This is a genomic window from Trinickia camelliae, assembly GCF_053525655.1.
In genome coordinates this window covers 110,884-133,991 of sequence record NZ_JBCHAA010000013.1, presented here as the reverse complement: position 1 = coordinate 133,991, position 23,108 = coordinate 110,884, and the positions used below count along the sequence as shown (strand labels likewise).

Sequence of the window (23,108 nt, the reverse complement as noted above, 5' to 3'; positions counted from 1 at the left end):
TTTTTTCAATCGCTGACGGCAAGGGCGCGCATTTTCTCACGCCGGGCACGGACAAGGATCAGGCCCATGCGGAACCCATTCGCAGCAAACGGGGGCGGATGCCCGAGCACCGCTTATTTCGGCTGTGCAACCGTCACAAGCGCCGGACGCAGGACACGGTCGGCGATCACGTAACCTTTCTGCAGCACGGTGACGACGGTGTTCGGCTCCTGCTCGGCCGGCACCATCGAAATGGCCTGATGGCGATGCGGATCGAACTTCTCGCCGACCGGGTTCACCACCACGACGCGGCCCTTTTCCATCGCGCTCGCCAGCTGGCGCAGCGTGAGATCGACGCCTTCTCGGACCTTCGTCAAATCGCCGGTCGAATCGGCGAGCGCGGCTTCGAGACTGTCCATCACCGGCAACAGGCGCTCGGCGAAGCTCTCGATGGCGAACTTGTGAGCCTTCTGCACTTCCTCGTGCGCACGGCGGCGCACGTTTTCGGTTTCCGCCTTGGCGCGCAGGAAGCTCTCCTGCAGTTCGGTGATCTTGGCCTGAGCTTCTGCCAGTGCAACCTCGGGGCTCGCCTGCGACGCGGCCTGCTCGGCAGCGGCGGTTTCAGGCGTCACGTTTTCGGCTGCCTCGCGCACGGCTTCCTCGGCCGTCTTGGAGTTCTGAGTCGATGGATTGTCTTGCGTGTTTTCCATGTCGCTGAAAGTCGTCTAGAAGAGTGAATCCGAGGCGCGACGGTGCCGGATCTGCTCGGCACCGTTTCGCCGCCATAGAGTGTTGTAAGGGCGCAACATGATCATTGCGTGTCGCGGCTGCAAATAAGGGCTTAGAGGGCGTTTTCAAGGCCTTCCCAGCAACTTTCTGCACCAGCGCCGGGCGCAAGAAATGGGCCGTTACATTGATTACTGGTTCGCTATCACATCCACATTGAGCACTATTCGGGTTTGCCCTAAACTTCGTACAAGCACCGAGAAAAAGGCACGTTAACCCTAACCTGCCCCAAGCCGTTAAACCGCTGAATCGCCCGTTTCCGAATCGCTTTCCCAGGGGGAGTACCGTGAAACTGACCTTTGCAATAGCGGTGGTCGCGTTGGTACTCATCGCGGGAACCACCACCATTTGTATGTCCGGGGCCGTCAACGACAACACGACCGAATATGGCAGCGTGCACGCCACGTTCGAACAGTTGTTCAATCCCCACCTGAAAATTTGTCGATGACACGGCGGTCGCGCTTCGTCGGCCTGCCGTGCAACGCGGCTGCCGGCTCGCGGAACGTCTTGCGCCGCTCGAGTTCGGCTGCGCGCTTTTCCTGGCTATCCGCCGTCTCCGCATAAAGCGTCTGCGCGACGCTAGCCGGTCCGCGCACTTCGCAGATCCCCAACACCTGAACTTGCCATACGATCCGTTCGATGTCGATTTCGACGAGATCGCCCACCCGCACATCTTTGGCCGGCTTGACAAGCGCGCCGCCGATACGGACCCGTCCCTTTTCGACGGCGTCCGCGGCGAGCGAACGCGTCTTGAAGAAACGCGCGGCCCAAAGCCACTTGTCAATGCGCAAACGTGCGCCGGGTTCGGTCGATATCTTGTAGTTCATAGGATTCATGTGGGCGCCGCCGCGCCCAAAGCAAGCCTGTGCGGCAATCCGCGCCGGCAAGAATGATCGATCGGTGTGAACGGACTGTCCGTTCCGCCGCTTTTCGCCACGGCGCGCTACGTCACCGCGCTCAACGGCGACCCCGCGTAGACAGGCCACCCTTGGAGGTTCTGAGCAACAATCTCGCCAAGTGCGGCGATCCACGCCGGGGACGCGTTCAGGCACGGAATTCGGTGAAACTCCTTCCCGCCCGCGTGCAGGAATTCGTCACGCACCTCGAGGCCGATCTCCTCGATCGTCTCGAGGCAATCGGCGGTGAAGCCCGGACAAAAGACGTCCGCGCGCCGCACGCCTGCGGCGCCCAATTCCTTGAGCGTCGGCGCCGTGTAGGGCTGCAGCCATTCGGCGCGGCCGAAACGCGATTGAAACGTCACCCGGCATTCCACCTGGGTTAGTCCGAGTTCGGCCGTCAGCAGCGCCGCGGTTTGCTGGCATTGCTCGTGGTACGGGTCGCCGAGATCGAGCGTGCGCTTCGGCACCCCATGAAAGCTCAGCACCAACTTGTCGCCGGCCGAGAAATCCGGCCGGCCGTGCGCCGCCCAATACTGGCGCACCTGCTCGGCAAGCGCGCGGATGTACGCGGGATGATCGGCGTAGTGGCGCACCGTGCGAATTTCCGGCTGGTTGCGCATGCGCCTTAGCGCGGCGAAGGCGTCGTCGAAGGCAGTTGCCGTCGTGGACGACGAGTACTGCGGGTACATCGGCATCAAGAGCACGCGTTCGGCGCCCGCGAGCTTGAGCTGGTTGAGCATGGCAGGAATACCCGGCGTACCGTAGCGCATCGCGTATTCGACGATCACGTGATACTCGTTCGCGTTCAGCAACTGGCGCAGCGCTTCCACCTGCTTTTCGGTATAAACCCGCAGCGGTGAACCCTCTGGCATCCAGACTGCCGCGTATTTCTTCGCGGACGTGCGCCCCCGCGACGGCAAGATGGCCAGACGCAGAATGGCTTGCCAGACGAGCGACGGTATTTCGACGACGCGCGGGTCGGACAGAAACTGCGCGAGATAACGGCGTACCGCGGACGGCGTCGGCGCATCGGGCGTGCCGAGATTGATCAGCAGCACGGCGACACGGTGCGACGCGGCAGGCTGCGACGGCAGCTCGAGGTCAAAACGCATAGGCAACAAGCAAAGGCGCGCTCGGCCCCATGAGGCTGGCGGCAAAGCATCGGTTCAGATCTGGACCATTATAGCGGCGCGGTTTGCCACGCATACTCGGCCATTCGGCCGATTGGCAGCGCGCATCGGCGCACGGACACTACTGCTGGCTGAGCGCCATCGAAAGCAGGCGCGCGGTGATGTCGACGATCGGAATCACGCGGTTATAGGCCATCCGCGTCGGCCCGATCACGCCGAGCGTGCCGACAATCTTGCCGTTCACCTCGTACGGAGCCGTCACGACGCTCATTTGCTCGATCGGCACGAGATTCGATTCGCCGCCGATGAAAATCTGCACGCCTTGCGCGTGGCTCGACACGTCGAGCAACTGAAGGAGGCTCGTCTTTTGATCGAAAACGTCGAACAACTTGCGCAGCCGCGCCATGTCGGACGAAAGGTCCGCCACTTCGAGCAGGTTGCGCTCGCCGGAAATCAGCACCGTCTCGCCAGTGTCCGTTTCGTCCGTGCTCGCGGTAACGGCGGCGTGCATCAGCGTCGTCATGTCGCCGCGCAGTTGGTCGATCTCTTCGCGCAGGCGCCGGCGCACGTCGTCAAACGAGAGGCCTGCGAAATGGGCGTTGATATAGTTGGAAGCTTCCGTGAGCTGCGACGGCGAGTAGTCGCGCTGCGTCGCCATGATGCGGTTCTGCACGTCGCCTTCGGGCGTCACGATGATGAGCAAGATGCGCTTGTCGGACAACCGCATGAACTCGATCTGCTTGAACACGTGGCTGCGCCGCGGCGTCAGCACGACGCCCGCGAACTGCGAGAGGTTCGACAACACGCTCGCGGCGGCGGCGACCACCTTTTGCGGCTCGCCCACCTGCAGCGTGGTCTTGACCGTCTGGGTAACTGCCTCTTCCTCGGCTGCCGACTCGATGGTCAGCATTGTGTCGACGAACAGGCGGTAGCCGCGCGGCGTCGGAATCCGGCCCGCCGAAGTGTGCGGGCTGATCACGAGACCCAGCTCCTCGAGGTCCGACATCACGTTGCGGATCGTCGCCGGGCTCAGTTCGAGCCCGGAATAGCGCGACAACGTGCGCGAGCCGACCGGCTGACCTTCGGCGATGTATCGCTCGATCAGCGTCTTGAGGAGGGTTTGTGCGCGTGGATCTAACATGAAGCCAAATTTTAACTTAACGGCGGCTGCCCCGCGAGCGCCTAGCCGCCGCGCAGCAAGCGCTCGGACGCCTAGAATGACATCAAGCCGTCACCATTCTAGCGACAAATCGAAGCCGATCGCATACGCGAAACGAATAGCCGGCCCGCCGGGAGACGCGCGACGACGGTTCTTTTCAATCCGCACCTATGGTGTAATGCCGGCATGGAAATTGGCAGCCAGTTCAAGACCGTTGCGCTCGTCGGGCGCAGCAATACACCGGGCATCAGCGAACCGCTGATGTCGCTCGCCGCGTGCGTCGCAAAGCGCGGCCTGGAGGTCGTCTTCGAAGCGGAGACGGCGCGCGATATCGGCGTGTCAGGCTATCCGGCGCTCACCCCCGCGGAGATCGGCGCGCGCGCAGACGTGGCCGTCGTGCTCGGCGGCGACGGCACGATGCTCGGCATCGGCCGGCAGCTTGCGCCGTATAAGACGCCGCTGATCGGCGTCAACCACGGGCGGCTCGGCTTCATCACCGACATCGCCGCGACCGAGATGCAGCAAGTCGTCCCGCAGATGCTCGCCGGCAGCTTCGAGCGCGAAGAGCGCTCGCTGCTCGAGTCGCGGATCATGCGCAACGGCGAGCCGATCTACCACGCGCTCGCGTTCAACGACGTGGTCGTAAACCGCAGCGGCTTTTCAGGCATGGCGGAGTTGCATGTGTCGGTGGACGGCCGCTTCATGTACAACCAGCGCTCGGACGGGCTGATCGTCGCGACGCCGACCGGTTCGACCGCCTACGCGCTGTCCTCGCAAGGGCCGATCCTGCATCCGCAGCTGGGCGGCATCGTGCTCGTGCCGATCGCGCCGCACGCGCTGTCCAACCGGCCGATTGTGCTGCCCGACGACAGCAAGGTCAGCATCCAGATCATCGCGGGCCGCGACGTCAACGTGAACTTCGACATGCAATCGTTCACCGCGCTCGAGCTCAACGATACGATCGACGTGCGCCGCTCGCGCCATACCGTGCCATTCCTGCACCCGGTCGGCTACAGCTACTACGCGACGCTCAGAAAGAAGCTGCACTGGAACGAGCATCCGTCGCTCGACAACGATCCGCTCGTGTAACCCCACGACCCTCCATGCTCCGCCACCTCTCGATACGCGACTTCGTCATCGTCGCCGCGCTCGATCTCGAATTCGATCGCGGTTTTACTGTTTTCTCGGGTGAAACGGGCGCCGGCAAGTCGATCCTGATCGACGCGCTCGCATTGACGCTCGGCGCCCGCGCCGACGCGAGCGTCGTGCGCACCGGCCAGAGCCGCGCCGACATCACCGCCGAATTCGCCACCCACGAGCAGGTCGAGCGCTGGCTCGAAGAGCAGGCGCTCGGCGATAGCGGCGGCGACAGCGAGGACTGCGTGTTGCTGCGCCGGGTCGTCGATACGAACGGACGCTCGCGCGCGTTCATCAATGGCACGCCGGCAACGCTGACGCAGTTGCGCGAAGTCGGCGAAATGCTCGTCGATATTCATGGCCAGCACGCGCATCAGTTGCTGATGCGTCCGGACGCGCAGCGCGACTTGTTCGATACCCACGCCGGGCTCACGGGCGCGGCAGCAGGCGTCATGCGCGCGCACCGGACATGGCGCGACGCCGCGCACGCGGTCGAATTGGCGCAAACGCGCGACCGCGAGCTGCAGCTGGAACGTGAACGGCTCGCCTGGCAGCTCGCCGAACTCGACAAGCTCGCGCCGCAGCCGGGCGAATGGGAAGAGATCGGCGCCGAGCACCGGCGCCTGTCGCATTCGGCGAACCTGATCGAAGGCGTTCAGGGCGCGCTCAACGCGCTGTCCGAATCGGACGATGCGATGGTCGCCCAGCTCGGCTCGATCGTGTCGAAGCTGCGCGATCTCGCCGAGATCGATCCGGCGCTCAACGACGCCCTGGCGTCGCTCGAACCGGCCGAAATCCAATTGCGGGAGGCGGCCTACTCGCTCACGCACTACGCGCAAAGGCTGGAGCTCGATCCGGACCGCCTCGCGCAAGTCGATAAGCGGCTCGACGCGCTGCATTCGATCGCGCGTAAATTCCGCCTGCAGCCCGAGACGCTGCCTGAAGAACACGAAGCACGACGCGCGCAGTTGGCGGCGCTCGATGCCGCCGCCGATCTCGACGGACTGCGCGCAGCCGTTGCCAAGGCGAAGGAAGCCTATCTCGTCGAAGCGAAGGCGTTGTCGAAAGCGCGCGGGAAGGCCGCGAAGGCGCTCGGCGCGGCGGTGACCACAGGGATGCAGGAATTGTCGATGGCGGGCGGCAGCTTCGAAGTCGCGCTCGTGACGCTGACCGAAGGCGGCGCCCACGGCCTGGAGCAAATCGAGTTTCGCGTCGCCGGCCACGCGGGCGTGCCGCTGCGTCCGCTTGCGAAAGTCGCGTCCGGCGGCGAGCTGGCGCGTATCAGTCTCGCGCTCGCGGTGATCGCGAGCACCGCGAGCCCCACGCCGACGCTGATTTTCGACGAAGTCGATACCGGCATCGGCGGCGGCGTCGCCGAAGTGGTCGGACGCCTGTTGCATCAGCTTGGCCACGACCGGCAGGTGCTGTGCGTCACGCACTTGCCGCAAGTCGCGGCGCGCGGCGACCATCACTATCAGGTGGCCAAGGCCGCTGATAACAACGGCGGCACGGTCAGCACCGTCTCGCCGCTCGACAAAGCCAGCCGCATCGAGGAAGTCGCGCGGATGCTCGGCGGCCTCGAAATCACCGCCACGACGCGCAAGCACGCGAAGGAAATGCTGACGGCTTAGCGCGACCTCGGGACGTCGCGCTCGCCAAGGCAGCGCGCCGCCCCGCTCACCCAAACACCCGCTGCCAGAGCCGCAACACCGCCGCCTTCTCGTCGGCGACGCGCTCCGGCACCACCCGCGCAGTCTCCATCCCATCCAGACGCAGCTTGTGCTGCATCTTCCGATACGTCCGGTACGCGCCGCCGACGGTCTCCGCCTCCTCCGGGCTCATCAACCCGAAGCGCGACACCTCGCGCAACAGCGCGATATTGCCGGTGTTGCGGATCATCTCCGGATGCCGTTGTGCGTGCAGCAGCACCCAGAACTGGACGATGAACTCGATATCGACCATCCCGCCGCGATCGTGCTTCAGGTCGAACAATTCGGTGCGGTTCGGGTGGCCGGTGAACACGCGCTCGCGCATCGCGACGATCTCTTCGGCGAGCGGCGCGGCTTCGCGCTGCGTCGTCAGCACCTGCTCGCGGATCGACTCGAATTGCGCGCCGATCTCGGCATCGCCCGCGCAAAAGCGCGCACGCGTCAGCGCTTGATGCTCCCAGACCCACGCGGTGTTCGCCGCGTCGCCCTCGCGCAACTGATAGCGCCGGAACGCGTCGAGGTCGGTGATCAGGAGGCCCGATTCGCCGTTCGGCCGCAAGCGCAGGTCGACGTCGAACAGCGTGCCGGCGCCGGTCGCCGTCGTGAGCCAGGTGATGAGGCGTCGCGTGAAGGTGGCGTAAACGTCGGCGGCTGAGTCGTCCGGGTCGTCGTAGAGGAAGATCAGATCGAGATCGGACGCATAGCCCAGTTCCTTGCCGCCGAGCTTGCCGTAGGCGATCACCGCGAAGCGCGGCACCTCGCGATGGCGTTTCGCCAAGTGCTTCCAGACCGCTTCGATCGTCACGTCGAGCACCGAATCGGCGAGCTCCGACAAGCGATCGCTGACATGCTCGACCGACAGCTTCCCGGCCAAATCGATCAGCAGGATGCGGAACACCTCGGCCTGGTGCGCGTGGCGCAGCAGGTCCATCTGCTGCTCGACATCGGCCGCCGCCGCGAGCCGCGCACGCAGCGACGTCTTGAACTCCGCCCAGTCGAACGGGCTCGCGATCGCTTCGTCGTCGAGCAATTCGTCGAGCAACTGCGGATGGCGGATCAGATAGCCCGCCCCCCAACGCGACGCGCCGAGCACCGCGAGCACGCGATCGAGCGCCGCCGGATATTCGTTGAGCAGCGCCAGATAGGCCCCGCGCCGGCTGATCGTTTCGAGCAAATCGAACAGGCGCGCGATCGTCTGGCCGCGCTTGTCGGCGGGCTCGAGCGACGAAGCCGCTTCGAGCGCGCGCTTCGCGATCGTGTCGAAGCGCTGGCGGCTCTTCTCCGGCAGCCCCGCATAGCGCGACGATTGCCAGACCGCACGCATGCGCGTGAGCAAATCGGCGGGATCGGTGAAGCCGAGTTCGGTGAGGCGTTCGAGAAGGGTTTCGTCGGCGCTGTCGTCGTCGAGCGCGCTGCTCCAGACCCAGGCGGCTGTGCCGTCCTCCGCCACGCCGCAGCCGCCCTCGCCGCGCACCTTGTCGGCGAAGATCTGGTCGAACTGCGCTTCGACCATTTCCCGGTAGCCGTCGAGCTGCGCCATCAGCGCTGTGTAGTCGGCGAAACCGAGCGACGCGGCGAGGCGCGCGCGCTCGTCGGAGTCGACGGGCATCGCGTGAGTCTGTGCGTCGTTGCGGTACTGGAGCCGGTGTTCGAGCACGCGCAAGAACTTATAGGCATGCGTGAGATCCGCGCAAACCTTCGGCGCGATCAGGCCACGCGCCGCCGCATGGCGCAGCACCGCAAGCGTCGGACGAATCCGGAAGCCGGCGTCCTGTCCGCCGCGGATCAGCTGGAATACTTGCGCGCTGAACTCGATCTCGCGAATGCCGCCGCGGCCGAGCTTGATGTCGTCGGCCTTGTCGGGGCGCATCGTGGCGCGCCGCTGCGCTTCCTGGCGGATCTGCAAATGCAGCGCGCGGATCGCGCCGATCACGCCGAAGTCCAGATAGCGCCGGTAGACGAACGGCTTGACGAGTGCGTCGAGCTGCGCCGCGAGCCGTTTGGCGGCGTCGCTCTCGTGCTCGGAAACGAGCCGCCCCTTGATCCACGCATAGCGCTCCCATTCGCGGCCCTGTACGTAGAAATACTCTTCGAGCATTCCCAGGCTGCACACGAGCGGGCCCGAATCGCCGTTCGGACGCAGCCGCATATCGACACGGAATACGTAGCCGTCGGCCGTCACTTCAGCGAGCGCACCAATGAGCCGCCGCCCGAGCCGCGTGAAGAATTCCTGCGTCGCGATGGCCGGGCGCGTCCCGCCCGCGGTCTCGCCGTCGTCCTCGTAGACGAAGATCAGATCGATGTCGGACGAGACGTTCAGCTCGCGCCCGCCGAGCTTGCCCATGCCCACGACGCCCAGCGAGAGCCGCTCGCCGCCGGGCCCGCGCGGCTCGCCATAGAGCGCTTCGAGCTCCGCCGACAGCACCGCGAGCGCGCGTTGGATGGTCGCTTCGGCAAGGTCCGTCATCGCGCCGGTGACTTCGGCGACATCCCCATGCCCCGCGAGATCGCGCTCCATCACCGCGCAGAACACCTCCGTGCGCAACTGGCGCAGCACGCGGCGCAACGCGTCCTCGGCCAGCGGAGCATCGGCCGTGCCTCCTTGCTCGGCGATGAGCGCATCGAGCCGCGCGTCGATGCGCTCCCGGGTAAGCGGCTCCTTGGCCCACTCGGCAATGCGTGCGGCCAGTTCCGGACGGGCCGCAATCGCCCGCGCCGCATAGTTCGAATAGCTGGAACTCAGGAGGGAGACATCAGTCATGAATTACTCGGAAGCGCTTGTTGATTCACGCATAAGACGGAGTGGTTCAGCGTTGTGTCCGCCTCTTGCGACGATTTTGAGATCGTGGTGAAACTGGGTAAGCAATCAGGTTCGCAATGCCCGTGTAACAAGGCGTAGCCGGTGGTTTGAGCAGCTTGCCCGTGTGTTACATTTCGTCGTTAAGACCGCAAAACTACCATACTGACGACTCACCGCAGCATGTCCGCCCGCAAGGAAGCCGTCGATCCGGCCGAAACCGCCCCTCAGCGGCACGACCACGCATTGCTCAGGCATGCGTTGCGGACGTTTTTGACTGTCGCGCTGACCCTCTACTTCATCGCGATCGGCTTGCTCGTCGGGCTGCGCTTCGGGCTCCTGCCGCGCATCGACGACTTCCGTCCGCGCATCGAAACCCTGGTCTCCGAAAAGCTCCACGCGCAGTTGCGGATCGGCAAGCTCGCGCCACACTGGTCCGGCCTCCAGCCGGGCATCGACGTGACCGATCTCACGATCCGCGGCCGCGACGGCAAGCTCGCGCTCAACATCCCGCATGCGACGGCGACCGTCTCGTGGCGCTCGCTGGTCCACTTCAAGCCGACGCTGTCGAGCCTCGTCGTCGACCAGCCGGACGTGCTCATCGAGCGCTCGGCAGACGGGTCGTTATCGGTCGCCGGCGTGCAGGTGCCGACCGCCCATAAGGGCAACGACACGTTCTCGACCTGGCTCCTCGAGCAGCAGGCGATCGTGCTGCGCGGCGGCTCGCTGCGCTGGCGGGACGCCGAGCACGACGCGCCGGAACTAGCGTTGCACGACATCCGCCTTGCGATCCTGAACCGCGGCGCCGATCACCGCATCGCCCTGCAAGCGCCCGCCGACGGCACGGTGCTGCACGGCCCGCTCGACTTCCGGGCGCAGTTCCGCCATGCGCACCTTCACGCGATCGGCAAGCCGGTGAACTGGACCGGGCAGGCGTATATCTCGACGGGGCTCGTCGATCTGCCGGCGCTCGCGCGTTACATGAACTTCCCGATTCAGACCTACGCCGGGCGCGTCGCGAACTCGATCTGGCTGAACTTCTCGGGCGGCCATATCCGCTCGGCGAGCGGCGACCTGCAAGGCTACGACGTCGCGCTCCAGGTGCACCCGACGCAGCCGAAGCTCAACGTGCCGGTCGCGCACTTCTCGTGGTCCGTCGATATCGATCCGCAGCGCGACTACACGCTGCAGCTGTCGAATATGCGCGCCGAGCTGGGCCAGCCGCCGTTGCCGGACGGCACGCCGATCTCGCGCACGCTCGCGTTCGACACGCTCGTCGGTCACTACCGTGCGCCGAGTATCGAGCGCGGGCAATTCATGAGCGTCACCGGCGACCGTGTGGACCTCGGCATCCTCGCCGAATTCAGCCGCGCGCTGCCGTTCCCGCGACGCTTCCTGAACGAGCTCGTGCGCTTCGATCCGCGCGGGCTCGTCGCCAACTACGAAATGTCGTTCGAGCGCGCGAAGCCCGAGAACGACGAGGCCGCGAGCGAACAGCGCGTGAGCGGCGCGGCGCCGATCATTCACTACCGCTTCAAGGCCGACCTGCAAGGCATCAGCGTCGCCGCGCAGGAGCCGCCGCCGGGCCTGACGCCGAAGGGCCACCCGCGCGCCGGCATCCCGGGCTTCGAGAATCTGTGGGGCACGATCGACGCGGACGAAACGCACGGCACCGTGGCGCTCGACACCGTCCATGCAGCGGTCACGATCCCCGGCGCATTCGACAACCCGCGCCTCACGTTCGATCGCCTGAGCGGGCATGGCAACTGGTCGGTCCTGCCGGCTCAGCCCGGCGAAAAGCACAAACCGTTCGTGATCACGGTATCCGACTTCAACGTCGCCAACGCCGACACTGCGGGCCGCATCGTCGCGAACTACTCGAATCCCGGCCATGGGCGCGGCTCGCTGGACCTGACGGCCAACATCGACCACGCGCTCGTCACGCGTATCACGCGCTACCTCCCGACGAGCATCAGCGAACACCTGCGCGACTACCTCGGCCACGGGCTGCAAGCCGGCATGGCTCGCCACGGCGTGATCGAAGTGCACGGCAATCTCGACAAATTCCCCTACTCGATCGATCCGAAGGCCGGCATCTTCCGCATCACCGCGCCGTTCTCGGGCGGCAAGTTCGACCCGTCGCCGTTTCCTCCGAAGAAACTGAAGAACGGCACGCCCGACATCTGGCCAGCCTTCGACGATATCGACGGCGTCTTCACGCTCAAGGAAAACGTGCTGCGCTTCGACATCGACAAGGGGCGCTATAAGGGCGTGCGCGTCACCAAGGTGGCCGGACATATCGACGATCTCGGCCACAAGGAAAGCTCGCCGCTCATCATCGAAGGCCTCGCGCACGGCCCGCTCGCCGACCTCCTCGACTACGCCGACAACAGCGCGCTCGCCGGCATGACCAACCACGCCGCCGACAAAGTGCGCGGCAGCGGCCCGGCGACGCTCGCGCTCACGCTCACGATTCCGCGCCATCCGAAGCCGCATGTGGCCGTGGCGGGGTCGATCGGATTTCTCGGCAACGAACTCTCAGCCGACAAAGTGCCGCCGCTCTCGCGGCTCACCGGCAAGGTCAGCTTCACCGAGCACTCAGTCACGCTGAACGGCATCAACGGACGCTGGCTCGGCGGCGACGTGCGCGCCGACGGCGCGCTCACTCCGAGCGGCACCTATGCGTTCAACGTCGCGGGACGTGTCGCCGTCGACGCGGCGCGCGACCTCAATCTGCACGGAACGGCCGCGGAACTGCTGACCCATGTCTCCGGCAGCGCGCCCTACTCGATCAACGTGCGAGGCGCGAAAGGCCGCCTGCCGGAAGTCACGGCGAACTCCGACCTGACGGGCCTCGCGCTCGATCTGCCGGCGCCGTACAACAAGCCGCTCGGGACGCCGATGCCGCTCTCGTTCACCTTCAAGCCGCTCGACGCGGGCGAAGGCGAAAACCTGCAGCGCGCCGACCTGATCTTCGGCCCGCTCGCGGCCGCCTACGTGCTGCGCCGCCCGCCGCATGAGGAGCCGACGGTCGTGCGCGGCGCGATCGGCTTCAACCGGCCGGCCGACCTGCCCGACGAGGGCGTGATCGCCAATATCGACATCCAGGAGTTCGATGCCGATGCCTGGCGCACGTTCTATAGCGGGCTGCGTTCCACCAAGGAAACGCCATCGACGGAAGCCGCGAGCGTGAACTCGGCGAGCCCGGCAAGTTCAAGCGCAAGCGGCGGCACCAGCTCCGCCGCTCAATACCTGCCGAGCCGCTTCGCGCTGCACGTCGACACGCTGAAGCTCCTGCATCGCAATTGGGAAAACGTGGTCGTCGGCGCGTCGCGCGCCGGTCCCAACTGGCAGGCGAACATCGCGTCCGATCAAGTCTCGGGCTATCTGTCGTGGCAGCCTGGCGGCGGCCGCAACAGCGAAGGACTGCTGCAAGCGCGGCTCGCCAAAGTCGTGATCCCGGCCGCGGCGGAAAAGGAGTTGGTCAGCCAGGTCGCCCACGCGCCCACGACGAAAATGCCGGCGATCGATCTCGTCGTCGACGATCTCACCGTACGCAACCGCGACATCGGCAGGCTCGAAGTCGACGCCCACAATCTCGACGACAACGGCGTGCCGGTCTGGCAACTCGACAAATTCGAAGTGAGCAATCCGGCCGCAAAGCTCTCGGCCACCGCCAACTGGCGCACCTCGCGCCGCCTCGGCGCCGACGCGCCGGACGATCCGCCGCGGCGCACCGTGATCGACTTCAAGCTCGACATCGCGGACGCCGGCGCGCTGCTCGAACGTTTCGGCCTGCCGCGCACGGTGAAAAAGGGCAGCGGATCGCTCTCGGGCAAGATCGGCTGGCGCGGCGGCCCGACCGCGATCGACTACCCGACGCTCACCGGCAAGGTCGCCGTCGATTTGCATCATGGGCAGATCCTGAAGGTCGATCCCGGCGTCGCCAAGCTGCTCGGCGTGCTGAGCCTGCAAAGCCTCACGCGCGTGCTGACGCTCAATTTCAGGGACGTGATCGGCGAGGGTCTCCCGTTCGAGAGCGTGACCGGCACCGGCCAGATCAAGAATGGCATCGGCCGCACCGACGATTTCCGGATCGTGACCGCGCCCGCCCGCGCCAGCATGACGGGCACCGTCGATCTCGCGCACGAGACACAGAACTTGAACGTCGACGTGACGCCCACCGTGAGCGCCGGCTCGGCGGTGATCGCCGCGACGATCATCAATCCGATTTTGGGGCTGGGCGCGCTCGCCGCGAACTTCGCGCTGTCGGAATCGCTCGCGCACGCGCTCGCGATGCACTACGCGATCAGCGGATCGTGGGCGCATCCGCACATCGAGCGGGTCCACGGGGATCGCGGTAAGATGGTCGCTCCGGTCGAGCCGGCTCCGGCCTCGGCCCCTGCCGAGACGACGGGGGAGTGACGCGCCGCGGGACGGCCGTCCTGATAGGGCCGGATCAGTCGCCGCCACGGCGCCGTGTCTTCGATGCTTCTGAGATTCGGGCGAATGCCACAGTTCACGACATGAACGAGTCACACCCCAGTTCCACGCCGTACCGCGTCGCCGCGCTGCAAATGGTCAGCACGCCCGATCGTGAACGCAATCTAGACGCCGCCGGACAGTTGATCGCCGAGGCGGCAGCCAGCGGCGCGAAGCTCGTGCTGCTTCCCGAGTACTTCTGCTTCATGGGCTTCAAGGACACCGACAAGCTCACGGTGCGCGAACCCCATGGCGACGGCCCGATTCAGCGCTTTCTGGCCGACGCGGCGCGCCGGCACGGCGTCTGGGTGATCGGCGGGACGCTGCCGCTCGTGGCGCCGGAAGCGTCGCGGGTGCTGAACACGACGCTCGTGTTCTCGCCCGAAGGCGAGGAAGCGGCGCGCTACGACAAGATCCACCTCTTCAACTTCGAGAAAGGCAGCGAGTCGTTCGACGAAGCGCGCACGATCCGGCCCGGTGACACGGTCCGCACGTTCGATGCGCCGTTCGGGCGGGTCGGCCTGTCGGTCTGCTACGATCTGCGCTTTCCGGAGCTGTATCGCCAAATGGGCGACTGCGCGTTGATCGTCGTACCGTCAGCGTTCACTTACACGACTGGCCGCGCGCATTGGGAGATGCTGCTGCGCGCCCGGGCGGTGGAAAACCAGTGCTATGTGCTCGCCGCGGCCCAAGGCGGCACGCATGAGAATGGCCGCCGTACCTGGGGGCACAGCATGCTAGTCGATCCGTGGGGCGAAATCGTCGCGGTGCGCGACGAAGGCCCAGGCGTCGTCGCGGGCGATATCGACCTCGCGCGCGTCGCCGAAGTGCGCCAGAGCCTGCCAGCGTGGCGGCATCGCGTTCTAGCGTGACTCAACTACCCTTGCGAAGCCGCCGTTAAACCCTTATCTCCCTAACGTATCAGCGCCGCGACCCAACCGTTTTTGGAATCCACCCACACACGCATGAACATCATCGAACCCGGCATCCGCAACCTCGCGACCGCGAAAGACGTCCTCCTCACGCCCTACGGGCTCGACGAGGCGCAGCTCACCCGCACGCTCGCCGACATCTTCACGCATCGCGTCGACTACGCCGACCTGTACTTCCAGGCGACGCGCAGCGAAGCGTGGAGCCTCGAGGAAGGCATCGTGAAATCGGGCAGCTTCAGCATCGACCAGGGCGTCGGCGTGCGCGCCGTGTCCGGCGACCGCACGGCGTTCGCGTACTCCGACGACCTCTCGCCGCAAGCACTCGCGCAGGCCGCCGAGGCGACGCGCGCGATCGCCAAGGCAGGCGGCGGCAAGCAGAAGGTGAAAGTGGCGTCGTCGCTGACTGGCGTGGCCGGGCGCGATCTGTATCTGCCGGCCGACCCGCTGGCCTCGCTCGACGCCACCGCCAAAGTGAAGCTTCTCGAGCGCGTCGAAAAGATGGCGCGCAGCCGCGATCCGCGCGTCACGCAGGTGATGGCGGGTCTTGCCGGCGAATACGACGTCGTGCTCGTCGCACGCAGCGACGGCGCGCTCGCGGCGGACATCCGCCCGCTCGTGCGCGTTTCGGTGACGGTGATCGCCGAGCAGAACGGCCGGCGCGAGATCGGCTCGGGCGGCGGCGGCGGCCGCTTCGACTACGGCTACTTCACCGATGCCGTGCTCGAGAGCTACGTCGACGATGCCGTGAAGGCAGCGCTCGTGAACCTCGAAGCGCGTCCCGCTCCGGCCGGCGCGATGACCGTCGTGCTCGGCCCGGGCTGGCCCGGCGTGCTGCTGCACGAAGCGATCGGCCACGGCCTCGAGGGCGACTTCAACCGCAAGGGCTCGTCGGCCTTTGCCGGCCGCATCGGCGAGCAGGTCGCCGCCAAGGGCGTGACGGTCGTCGACGACGGCACGCTGCCGAACCGCCGCGGCTCGCTCAACATCGACGACGAAGGCAACCCGACGCAGTGCACGACGCTGATCGAAGACGGCATCTTGAAGGGCTACATCCAGGACACGCTGAACGCGCGCCTGATGAAGATGCCGGTGACGGGCAACGCGCGCCGCGAATCGTACGCCGCGCTGCCGATGCCGCGTATGACCAACACTTACATGCTCAACGGCGACAAGGATCCGCAGGAGATCATCGCGTCCGTGAAGAACGGCCTCTATGCGGTGAACTTCGGCGGCGGCCAGGTCGACATCACGAACGGCAAGTTCGTGTTCTCGGCGTCCGAGGCGTACATGATCGAGGACGGCAAGATCACCTATCCGGTCAAGGGCGCAACGCTGATCGGCAGCGGGCCGGAATCGCTCAAGTACGTGAGCATGATCGGCAACGACATGTCGCTCGATACGGGCGTCGGCGTGTGCGGCAAGGAAGGCCAGAGCGTGCCGGTCGGCGTAGGCCAGCCGACGCTGCGCATCGACAAGATGACGGTCGGCGGCACGGTTTGACGCGCGACTGACGCACATATTGCCGCAGGCAGGCGCGCAGATTTTTTGCGCGCCGACACCAAACGATGCGGAAAATCCGCATTTTTCGGGTTCATGGGTTGTCAGCCGCGCCCGACCGGGTTATAAAGCCGAGTACCTTTTTAGACGAGCCGCTTCCTTTCCAAGCCATGTTGTCCGCCAAGTTTTACTTTTACTTCTTTTGGTATCTCAGACCGCTGGCGGATCGAGAGGAGTAACAGTGCGCTAAAGGCACCCAGAATTCCCGAAAAAACCGCCAGCAAGTCTGGCGGTTTTTTTTCGCCCCGTGACTTGGCCTCGATCAACAGCTTGTTTAACCGCTACGAATTTTTGAACGCTTTTTGAATACCGTCCGCTTCGACATCGCTTTCCCGGAAACGCGTGCTTCGAGCGAGCCACACCGCAATGGAGAACCAGAATGCCCCCGCACAATACCGATGACGTCCGAATTCGAGAACTGAAAGAACTCACGCCGCCCGCGCACCTGATCCGCGAGTTCCCGTGCACGGAACCGATGTCCGACCTGATCTTCAATGCCCGCCGGTCGATGCACCGCATCTTGCATGGCATGGAAGACCGTCTGATCGTCATCATCGGGCCCTGCTCGATCCATGACACGAAAGCGGCGATGGAATACGCCGGACGGCTCGTCGAAGAGCGCAAGCGCTTGGCCAGCGAACTCGAAATCGTGATGCGCGTGTACTTCGAAAAGCCGCGCACGACGGTGGGCTGGAAGGGCCTCATCAACGACCCGTACCTCGACAACAGCTTCAAGATCAACGAAGGCCTGCGCACCGCCCGCGAGCTGCTCGTCAACATCAACGAGCTGGGGCTGCCGGCCGGCACCGAATACCTCGACATGATCAGCCCGCAGTACATCGCCGACCTGATCTCGTGGGGCGCGATCGGCGCGCGGACCACCGAATCGCAAGTGCACCGCGAGCTGGCCTCGGGCCTCTCCTGCCCGGTCGGCTTCAAAAACGGCACCGACGGCAACGTGAAGATCGCGGTCGATGCGATCAAGGCCGCGTCGCAGCCGCACCATTTCCTGTCGGTGACGAAGGGCGGGCACTCGGCGATCGTGTCGACGGCCGGCAACGAGGACTGCCACATCATCCTGCGCGGCGGCAAGGTGCCGAACTACGACGCGGCGAGCGTCGATGCGGCCTGCACCGACATCAGCAAAGCCGGCCTCGCCGCCCGTCTGATGATCGACGCGAGCCACGCCAACAGCTCGAAGAAGCACGAGAACCAGATCCCGGTGTGCGCCGATATCGGCCGCCAGATCGCTTCGGGCGACGAGCGGATCGTCGGCGTGATGATCGAGTCGCATCTCGTGGCGGGCCGGCAAGACCTCAAGGAAGGCTGCGAGCTGACCTATGGCCAGAGCATCACCGATGCGTGTATCGATTGGGATGCCAGCATTGGCGTGCTCGAAGGGCTCGCGCAAAGTGTCCGGCAGCGGCGCGTCGCGCGCGGCAGCGGGAATTGATGTAGCGAATTGATCGAGATTAGCGGCCGCGATCGTGCTGCCACAGCACGTCGCTGCCGCCATCGGCGCGATTGAGCACGCGCGCCAGCACGAACAGCAGGTCGGACAACCGATTCACATAGCGCCGCGGCGCCTCGTTGACCGCCTGCGTCTCACCCAGCGCCACGATCGAGCGCTCGGCACGGCGGCACACCGTCCGGCAGACATGCGCAAGCGCCGCCGAGCGCGAGCCGCCCGGCAGAATGAATTCCTTGAGCGGCGGCAGATCCGCGTTGCACCGCGCGAGCCATCCGTCGAGCTGCGCCAGATGCGCATCCGTGATCATCGTGTGGCCGGGAATGCACAGCTCGCCGCCCAAATCGAACAAATCGTGTTGAATCGCCGTCAGCATCTCGCGCACGTCGGCGGGGAGCGGCTCGCACAGCAGCACGCCGATGTGCGAGTTCAATTCATCGGCGTCGCCCATCGCGGCAATGCGGGCGTCGTCCTTGCGGACGCGGCTGCCGTCGCCGAGACCGGTGGTGCCGTCGTCGCCGGTGCGAGTGGCGATTTTGCTCAAACGGTGACCCATTTCGGCTCCTTATCGATGGCGGGGTGTCCTTGATTAACGGCGCCGGCAAAGCCGCCGCACAGCGGCCACCATTATAGGATTTTGGGATATCTCGGGGGTCCGGCGAAGACGTTCAGCGTAGAATGGACCGTCTCAAAAGCGCGCTATAAACGCCTCTTCGCCATAACACGCTGCACCCCGCCGCCAGGAGACATCCGTGAATCATCCCGTGCCGCCGGCCTCCGTTCGCCGCCCCGTTCCTGCTGAATTGCTCGACGCGCTGAAAGCCGCCTTCGGCGAGCGCGTCTCGACCTCCGATGCCGTGCGCGCGCATCACGGGCGCGACGAATCGCCGTTCGATCCGCAGTTGCCCGACGCGGTCGTCTTCGCTCACTCCACCGAAGACGTGCAGGCCGCCGTGAAACTCTGCGGCCAGTACAACGTGCCGATCATTCCCTACGGCAACGGCTCGTCGCTCGAAGGGCATCTGCTCGCGGTCGAAGGGGGCGTGTCGATCGACTTGTCCGAGATGAACCAAGTGCTGTCGATCGCCGCCGAGGACCTCACCGTCACCGTCCAGGCAGGCGTTTCGCGCAAGGCGCTCAACGAGGCACTGCGCGATACCGGTCTCTTCTTCCCGATCGACCCGGGTGCGGATGCGAGCATCGGCGGGATGTCGGCAACGCGCGCTTCCGGCACCAACGCCGTTCGCTACGGCACGATGCGCGAGAACGTGCTCGGCCTGACCGTCGTGCTCGCCGACGGCCGCATCGTCAAGACCGGCACACGCGCGCGCAAATCGTCGGCGGGCTACGACCTCACTCGGCTGTTCGTCGGCTCGGAAGGCACGCTCGGCGTCATCACCGAAATCACCGTGCGCATCTATCCGCAGCCGGAGGCGGTATCGGCGGCAATCTGCACGTTCCCGTCGATGGGCGACGCGGTCAAAAGCGTCATCGAAACGATTCAGCTCGGCGTGCCGATCGCGCGCGTCGAGTTCGTCGATTCGCTCGCGATCCGCGCGATCAATCGTCATTCGAACCTCACGCTGCCCGAGTCGCCCACGCTCTTCTTCGAATTCCACGGCACCGAGGCCGGCGTCAAGGAGCAGGCGGAAACGGTCCAGCAGATCACCGCCGACAACGCCGGCAGCGGCTTCGAGTGGGCCACCCGGCCGGAAGACCGCAGCCGCCTGTGGAACGCGCGGCACAGCGCCTACTTCGCGATGCTGCAGTTGAAGCCGGGCTGCCGCGCGGTCACGACCGACGTCTGCGTGCCGATCTCGCGGCTCGCCGAATGCGTCGTCGAAACCGAGCAGGACTTGAAGGGCTCGCCGCTGCCGTGCCCGATCGTCGGCCACGTCGGCGACGGCAACTTCCACGTCGCGATGCTGATCGACCCGGCCAAGCCCGAGGAATTCGAGGAAGCCGAGCGGCTGAACCGCCGCATCGTCGAACGCGCGCTGCGCATGGACGGCACCTGCACGGGCGAGCATGGCGTCGGGTTGCACAAGATGGGCTTTCTGCTCGACGAGCACGGCGCCGACGCGATCGACGCGATGCGCGCCGTCAAGCACGCGCTCGATCCGCGCAACCTGATGAACCCGGGTAAGATTTTTTCTTATACGGCATAGTGTCGGGGCCGGCGGACGCATCTGAGAAAGGCGCCGGCCAACCACACCCTGCGACCTAGCGGGCCGAGACCATGCAGGAGGAGACATGAACCACCCCACCGAGCTGGCGGCCACTGAGCTCTCAGCCGAAGCGCTCGCCGAGCGCCAGCGCGAAGTCGTGCAAGCGCTGATGGCCGTGCTGCCCGCACATTGCCTGCTGTATCGCGAAGAAGACACCACACCCTATGAATGCGACGGCCTGGCTGCGTACCGGCGGCTGCCGCTCGCGGTGACGCTGCCGGAAACCGAAGCGCAGGTGCAGCGCATCGTGCAGATCTGCCGGCGCCTCGGCGTGCCGATCGTGCCGCGCGGCGCGGGCACCGGGCTCTCGGGCGGCGCGATGCCGATCAAGAACGGCATCGTCCTGTCGCTCGCCCGCTTCAAGAAGATCATCGAAGTCGATTCCTACGCGCGCACCGCGATCGTCCAGCCGGGCGTGCGCAATCTCGCGATCTCCGAAGCCGCCGCGCCCTACGGCCTCTACTACGCGCCCGATCCGTCGTCGCAGATCGCTTGCACGATCGGCGGCAATGTCGCCGAAAACTCCGGCGGCGTGCACTGCCTGAAGTACGGCCTGACCGTGCACAACGTGCTGCGCGTGCGCGCTGTCACGATGGAGGGCGACATCGTCGAATTCGGTTCGCTCGCGCCCGATTCGCCGGGGCTCGACCTGCTCGCCGTCATGATCGGCAGCGAAGGCATGTTCGCGATCGTCACCGAAGTCACCGTCAAGCTGATTCCGAAGCCGCAGACCGCGCAAGTCGTCATGGCGAGCTTCGACGACGTCGTGAAAGGCGGCGATGCGGTCGCCGGCATCATCGCGTCGGGCATCATCCCGGCCGGCCTCGAAATGATGGACAAGCCCGCGACGCGCGCCGTCGAGGAGTTCGTCGGCGCCGGCTACGATCTCGACGCCGCGGCGATCCTGCTCTGCGAATCGGACGGCACGCCCGAGGAAGTCGCGGAGGAAATCGTCCGCATGACGGCCGTGCTGCGCGAACACGGCGCGACGCGCATCCAGATCTCGCGCTCCGAAGCCGAGCGGCTCAAGTTCTGGTCGGGCCGCAAGAACGCGTTTCCGGCCGCCGGGCGCATCTCGCCCGACTACTACTGCATGGACGGCACCGTGCCTCGCCGTGCGATCGGGCCACTCCTCGCGCGCATCGAGGAGATGGAGCGCAAGTACCGCCTGCGCTGCATGAACGTGTTCCATGCGGGCGACGGCAACATGCACCCGCTCATCCTCTTCAACGGCAACGATCTCGACGAATGGCACCGCGCCGAAGAGTTCGGCTCCGACATCCTCGAGACCTGCGTCGAGCTGGGGGGGACGGTGACAGGCGAGCACGGCGTCGGCATAGAAAAGATCAATTCGATGTGCGTGCAGTTTTCGCCGCAAGAGCGCGATGCGTTCTTTGCCGTCAAGCACGCGTTCGATCCGCTCGGGCTCCTCAATCCCGACAAGGGCATTCCGACGCGCTCGCGTTGCGCCGAGTACGGGAAGATGCACGTGCGCGGCGGGCTGCTGCCGCATGCGGAGCTGCCGCGCTTTTGAGCGGGGCGGCGCCGGCGGACGGCAAGTCCGCCGGCGCCATCGATGCACCAGCGGCCGATCCGCTTGCGGCTATCCCAAGGCTTACGCCCCCAATAAACGGCCGCGCCACAACAAGGATTTACCCGCCCGGGGCGCCTCCGGCTTGCTTGCCCCGAGTCGCCCGGTACAATCGACCCCATATCTGACCTGACTGATCAAAAAACAAGCGGAGTGCCATGGAAGAGGACGACATCGTCGCCGGCTGGTCGGAACGCATCCGCTCGGCCTCGGCCGACGGACGGCCGCTGCGCATTCGCGGCGGCGGCACGAAAGACTGGTACGGTCAGGCGCTCGAGGGCGAGATCCTCGACACCCGCGCGTATCGGGGCATCCTCTCGTACGATCCCGCCGAGCTCGTGATTACGGCGCGCTGCGGAACACCGCTTGCGGAAATCGAAGCGGCGCTCGCCGAACACAACCAGATGCTCGCGTTCGAGCCGCCCCACTTCGGCCGCGGCGCCACCTTCGGCGGCTGCATCGCAGCGGGCATCGCCGGGCCGCGGCGCGTGGCCGCTGGAGCGGCGCGCGACTTCGTGCTCGGCGTCGTGCTGATGAACGGCCGAGGCGAGCCGTTGCATTTCGGCGGGCAAGTGGTGAAGAACGTCGCCGGCTATGACGTCTCGCGTCTCATGGCAGGGTCGCTCGGCACGCTCGGGCTGATTCTGGAGCTGTCGGTGAAAGTGCTGCCGCGTCCCGCCTCCGAAACCACGGTCAAATTCGACATGAACGGCACCGACGCCGTGCGCAAGCTCAACGAATGGGGCGGCAGACCGCTCCCGATCACCGCGAGCGCCTGGCGCAACGGCACGCTCGTCGTGCGGCTCGCCGGTGCGGAAAGCGCGGTGAAGGCCGCACGCACGTCGCTCGGCGGCGAAGTGGTCGACGCGGTCGAGGCCGAGCGCTTCTGGGAAGGCTTGCGCGAGCAAACTGATCCGTTCTTCTCGGCGATTCCGCCCAAGGCGGCGCTGTGGCGGCTCGGGCTGCCTTCGATCACCGAGCCGCTGCAATTGCCGGGTGCGCAGCTCGTCGAATGGGGCGGCGCGCAGCGCTGGTGGATCACCGATACCGACGCGCAGACGGTGCGCATGAGCGCCAAACAAGCCGGCGGCCACGCGACGATCTTCCGTACCGGCCACGGCTACGACCGCAGCGCGGGCGTCTTCACACCGCTGCCCGCACCGCTGATGAAAATCCATCGTGGCCTGAAGGCTGCATTCGATACGGCCCGCGTGTTCAATCGCGGCCGCCTCTACTCCGATTTCTGAGCGACGC

General features: G+C 65.8%; 16 protein-coding genes. 10 read left to right on the top strand and 6 right to left on the bottom strand.

The features are described from left to right. Positions 1 to 113: 113 nt before the first annotated feature. Positions 114 to 689: a nucleotide exchange factor GrpE gene (grpE, locus tag AAHK20_RS21490; RefSeq protein WP_449183526.1), complete on the bottom strand. Its 576-nt coding sequence runs from the start codon at positions 687 to 689 to the stop codon at positions 114 to 116. 362 nt (positions 690 to 1,051) lie between these two features. Between grpE and AAHK20_RS21485 the strand changes: the two genes are divergently transcribed. Beyond that, the gene (locus AAHK20_RS21485; protein WP_449183525.1) at positions 1,052 to 1,213 is read left to right on the top strand and encodes a hypothetical protein; all 162 of its coding nucleotides are present in this window, start codon (positions 1,052 to 1,054) and stop codon (positions 1,211 to 1,213) included. Here AAHK20_RS21485 and AAHK20_RS21480 read toward each other — a convergent pair. From AAHK20_RS21480 to hrcA, 3 genes are all read right to left on the bottom strand, one after another. Next, on the bottom strand, positions 1,185 to 1,592 hold the full coding sequence (locus AAHK20_RS21480; RefSeq protein WP_449183617.1) for an RNA-binding S4 domain-containing protein: 408 nt from the start codon (positions 1,590 to 1,592) through the stop codon (positions 1,185 to 1,187). The two genes, AAHK20_RS21485 and AAHK20_RS21480, sit on opposite strands and share 29 nt — an antisense overlap. A gap of 116 nt (positions 1,593 to 1,708) precedes the next feature. Beyond that, positions 1,709 to 2,776: a ferrochelatase gene (gene hemH, locus AAHK20_RS21475; protein WP_449183524.1), complete on the bottom strand. Its 1,068-nt coding sequence runs from the start codon at positions 2,774 to 2,776 to the stop codon at positions 1,709 to 1,711. A gap of 139 nt (positions 2,777 to 2,915) precedes the next feature. Then, positions 2,916 to 3,935, bottom strand: coding sequence for a heat-inducible transcriptional repressor HrcA (gene hrcA, locus AAHK20_RS21470; protein ID WP_449183523.1), 1,020 nt, complete (start codon positions 3,933 to 3,935; stop codon positions 2,916 to 2,918). A gap of 204 nt (positions 3,936 to 4,139) precedes the next feature. Here hrcA and AAHK20_RS21465 point away from each other — a divergent pair, with 204 nt between their 5' ends. Continuing rightward, positions 4,140 to 5,042, top strand: coding sequence for an NAD kinase (locus AAHK20_RS21465; protein WP_449183522.1), 903 nt, complete (start codon positions 4,140 to 4,142; stop codon positions 5,040 to 5,042). A 14-nt stretch (positions 5,043 to 5,056) separates the two neighbouring features. Then, positions 5,057 to 6,721, top strand: coding sequence for a DNA repair protein RecN (gene recN / locus AAHK20_RS21460; protein WP_449183521.1), 1,665 nt, complete (start codon positions 5,057 to 5,059; stop codon positions 6,719 to 6,721). A 46-nt stretch (positions 6,722 to 6,767) separates the two neighbouring features. Here the strand turns inward: recN and glnE are convergent, their stop codons facing one another. Then, positions 6,768 to 9,560, bottom strand: a complete 2,793-nt coding sequence (glnE, locus tag AAHK20_RS21455) for a bifunctional [glutamate--ammonia ligase]-adenylyl-L-tyrosine phosphorylase/[glutamate--ammonia-ligase] adenylyltransferase (protein ID WP_449183520.1) — start codon at positions 9,558 to 9,560, stop codon at positions 6,768 to 6,770. A gap of 219 nt (positions 9,561 to 9,779) precedes the next feature. Here glnE and AAHK20_RS21450 point away from each other — a divergent pair, with 219 nt between their 5' ends. From AAHK20_RS21450 to aroG, 4 genes are all read left to right on the top strand, one after another. Then, the gene (locus tag AAHK20_RS21450) at positions 9,780 to 14,021 is read left to right on the top strand and encodes a YhdP family protein (protein ID WP_449183519.1); all 4,242 of its coding nucleotides are present in this window, start codon (positions 9,780 to 9,782) and stop codon (positions 14,019 to 14,021) included. Between the two features lie 101 nt (positions 14,022 to 14,122). Further along, a complete protein-coding gene (locus tag AAHK20_RS21445) occupies positions 14,123 to 14,950 on the top strand; it encodes a carbon-nitrogen hydrolase family protein (RefSeq protein ID WP_449183518.1) in 828 nt (275 codons plus the stop codon). Between the two features lie 93 nt (positions 14,951 to 15,043). After that, complete coding sequence (gene tldD / locus AAHK20_RS21440; RefSeq protein ID WP_449183517.1) at positions 15,044 to 16,510, top strand: metalloprotease TldD; 1,467 nt, start codon at positions 15,044 to 15,046, stop codon at positions 16,508 to 16,510. A 436-nt stretch (positions 16,511 to 16,946) separates the two neighbouring features. Then, a complete protein-coding gene (aroG, locus tag AAHK20_RS21435) occupies positions 16,947 to 18,020 on the top strand; it encodes a 3-deoxy-7-phosphoheptulonate synthase AroG (protein WP_449183516.1) in 1,074 nt (357 codons plus the stop codon). A gap of 19 nt (positions 18,021 to 18,039) precedes the next feature. Here aroG and AAHK20_RS21430 read toward each other — a convergent pair whose 3' ends face one another. Continuing rightward, on the bottom strand, positions 18,040 to 18,591 hold the full coding sequence (locus AAHK20_RS21430) for a cob(I)yrinic acid a,c-diamide adenosyltransferase (RefSeq protein WP_449183515.1): 552 nt from the start codon (positions 18,589 to 18,591) through the stop codon (positions 18,040 to 18,042). A 196-nt stretch (positions 18,592 to 18,787) separates the two neighbouring features. On the opposite strand from AAHK20_RS21430, the gene AAHK20_RS21425 reads away from it, so the two are divergent. From AAHK20_RS21425 to glcE, 3 genes are all read left to right on the top strand, one after another. Next, positions 18,788 to 20,203 carry an FAD-binding oxidoreductase gene (locus AAHK20_RS21425; RefSeq protein WP_449183514.1) on the top strand — a complete coding sequence of 472 codons (1,416 nt, stop codon included), beginning with the start codon at positions 18,788 to 18,790 and terminating at the stop codon, positions 20,201 to 20,203. A gap of 85 nt (positions 20,204 to 20,288) precedes the next feature. Next, positions 20,289 to 21,797, top strand: a complete 1,509-nt coding sequence (locus tag AAHK20_RS21420) for an FAD-linked oxidase C-terminal domain-containing protein (RefSeq protein ID WP_449183513.1) — start codon at positions 20,289 to 20,291, stop codon at positions 21,795 to 21,797. Positions 21,798 to 22,012: 215 nt separating this feature from the next. Next, the gene (gene glcE / locus AAHK20_RS21415) at positions 22,013 to 23,101 is read left to right on the top strand and encodes a glycolate oxidase subunit GlcE (protein WP_449183512.1); all 1,089 of its coding nucleotides are present in this window, start codon (positions 22,013 to 22,015) and stop codon (positions 23,099 to 23,101) included. Positions 23,102 to 23,108: the final 7 nt, after the last annotated feature.

What these genes read in the sequence shown, in the direction of transcription:
- hrcA (WP_449183523.1), bottom strand. Translation starts at nt 3,935, where the DNA reads ATGTTAGATCCACGCGCACAAACCCTCCTCAAGACGCTGATCGAGCGA.
- AAHK20_RS21420 (WP_449183513.1), top strand. Translation starts at nt 20,289, where the DNA reads ATGAACCACCCCACCGAGCTGGCGGCCACTGAGCTCTCAGCCGAAGCG.
- recN (WP_449183521.1), top strand. Translation starts at nt 5,057, where the DNA reads ATGCTCCGCCACCTCTCGATACGCGACTTCGTCATCGTCGCCGCGCTC.
- grpE (WP_449183526.1), bottom strand. Translation starts at nt 689, where the DNA reads ATGGAAAACACGCAAGACAATCCATCGACTCAGAACTCCAAGACGGCC.
- tldD (WP_449183517.1), top strand. Translation starts at nt 15,044, where the DNA reads ATGAACATCATCGAACCCGGCATCCGCAACCTCGCGACCGCGAAAGAC.
- AAHK20_RS21465 (WP_449183522.1), top strand. Translation starts at nt 4,140, where the DNA reads ATGGAAATTGGCAGCCAGTTCAAGACCGTTGCGCTCGTCGGGCGCAGC.
- glnE (WP_449183520.1), bottom strand. Translation starts at nt 9,560, where the DNA reads ATGACTGATGTCTCCCTCCTGAGTTCCAGCTATTCGAACTATGCGGCG.
- glcE (WP_449183512.1), top strand. Translation starts at nt 22,013, where the DNA reads ATGGAAGAGGACGACATCGTCGCCGGCTGGTCGGAACGCATCCGCTCG.
- AAHK20_RS21445 (WP_449183518.1), top strand. Translation starts at nt 14,123, where the DNA reads ATGAACGAGTCACACCCCAGTTCCACGCCGTACCGCGTCGCCGCGCTG.
- AAHK20_RS21480 (WP_449183617.1), bottom strand. Translation starts at nt 1,592, where the DNA reads ATGAACTACAAGATATCGACCGAACCCGGCGCACGTTTGCGCATTGAC.
- hemH (WP_449183524.1), bottom strand. Translation starts at nt 2,776, where the DNA reads ATGCGTTTTGACCTCGAGCTGCCGTCGCAGCCTGCCGCGTCGCACCGT.
- AAHK20_RS21430 (WP_449183515.1), bottom strand. Translation starts at nt 18,591, where the DNA reads ATGGGTCACCGTTTGAGCAAAATCGCCACTCGCACCGGCGACGACGGC.
- aroG (WP_449183516.1), top strand. Translation starts at nt 16,947, where the DNA reads ATGCCCCCGCACAATACCGATGACGTCCGAATTCGAGAACTGAAAGAA.
- AAHK20_RS21450 (WP_449183519.1), top strand. Translation starts at nt 9,780, where the DNA reads ATGTCCGCCCGCAAGGAAGCCGTCGATCCGGCCGAAACCGCCCCTCAG.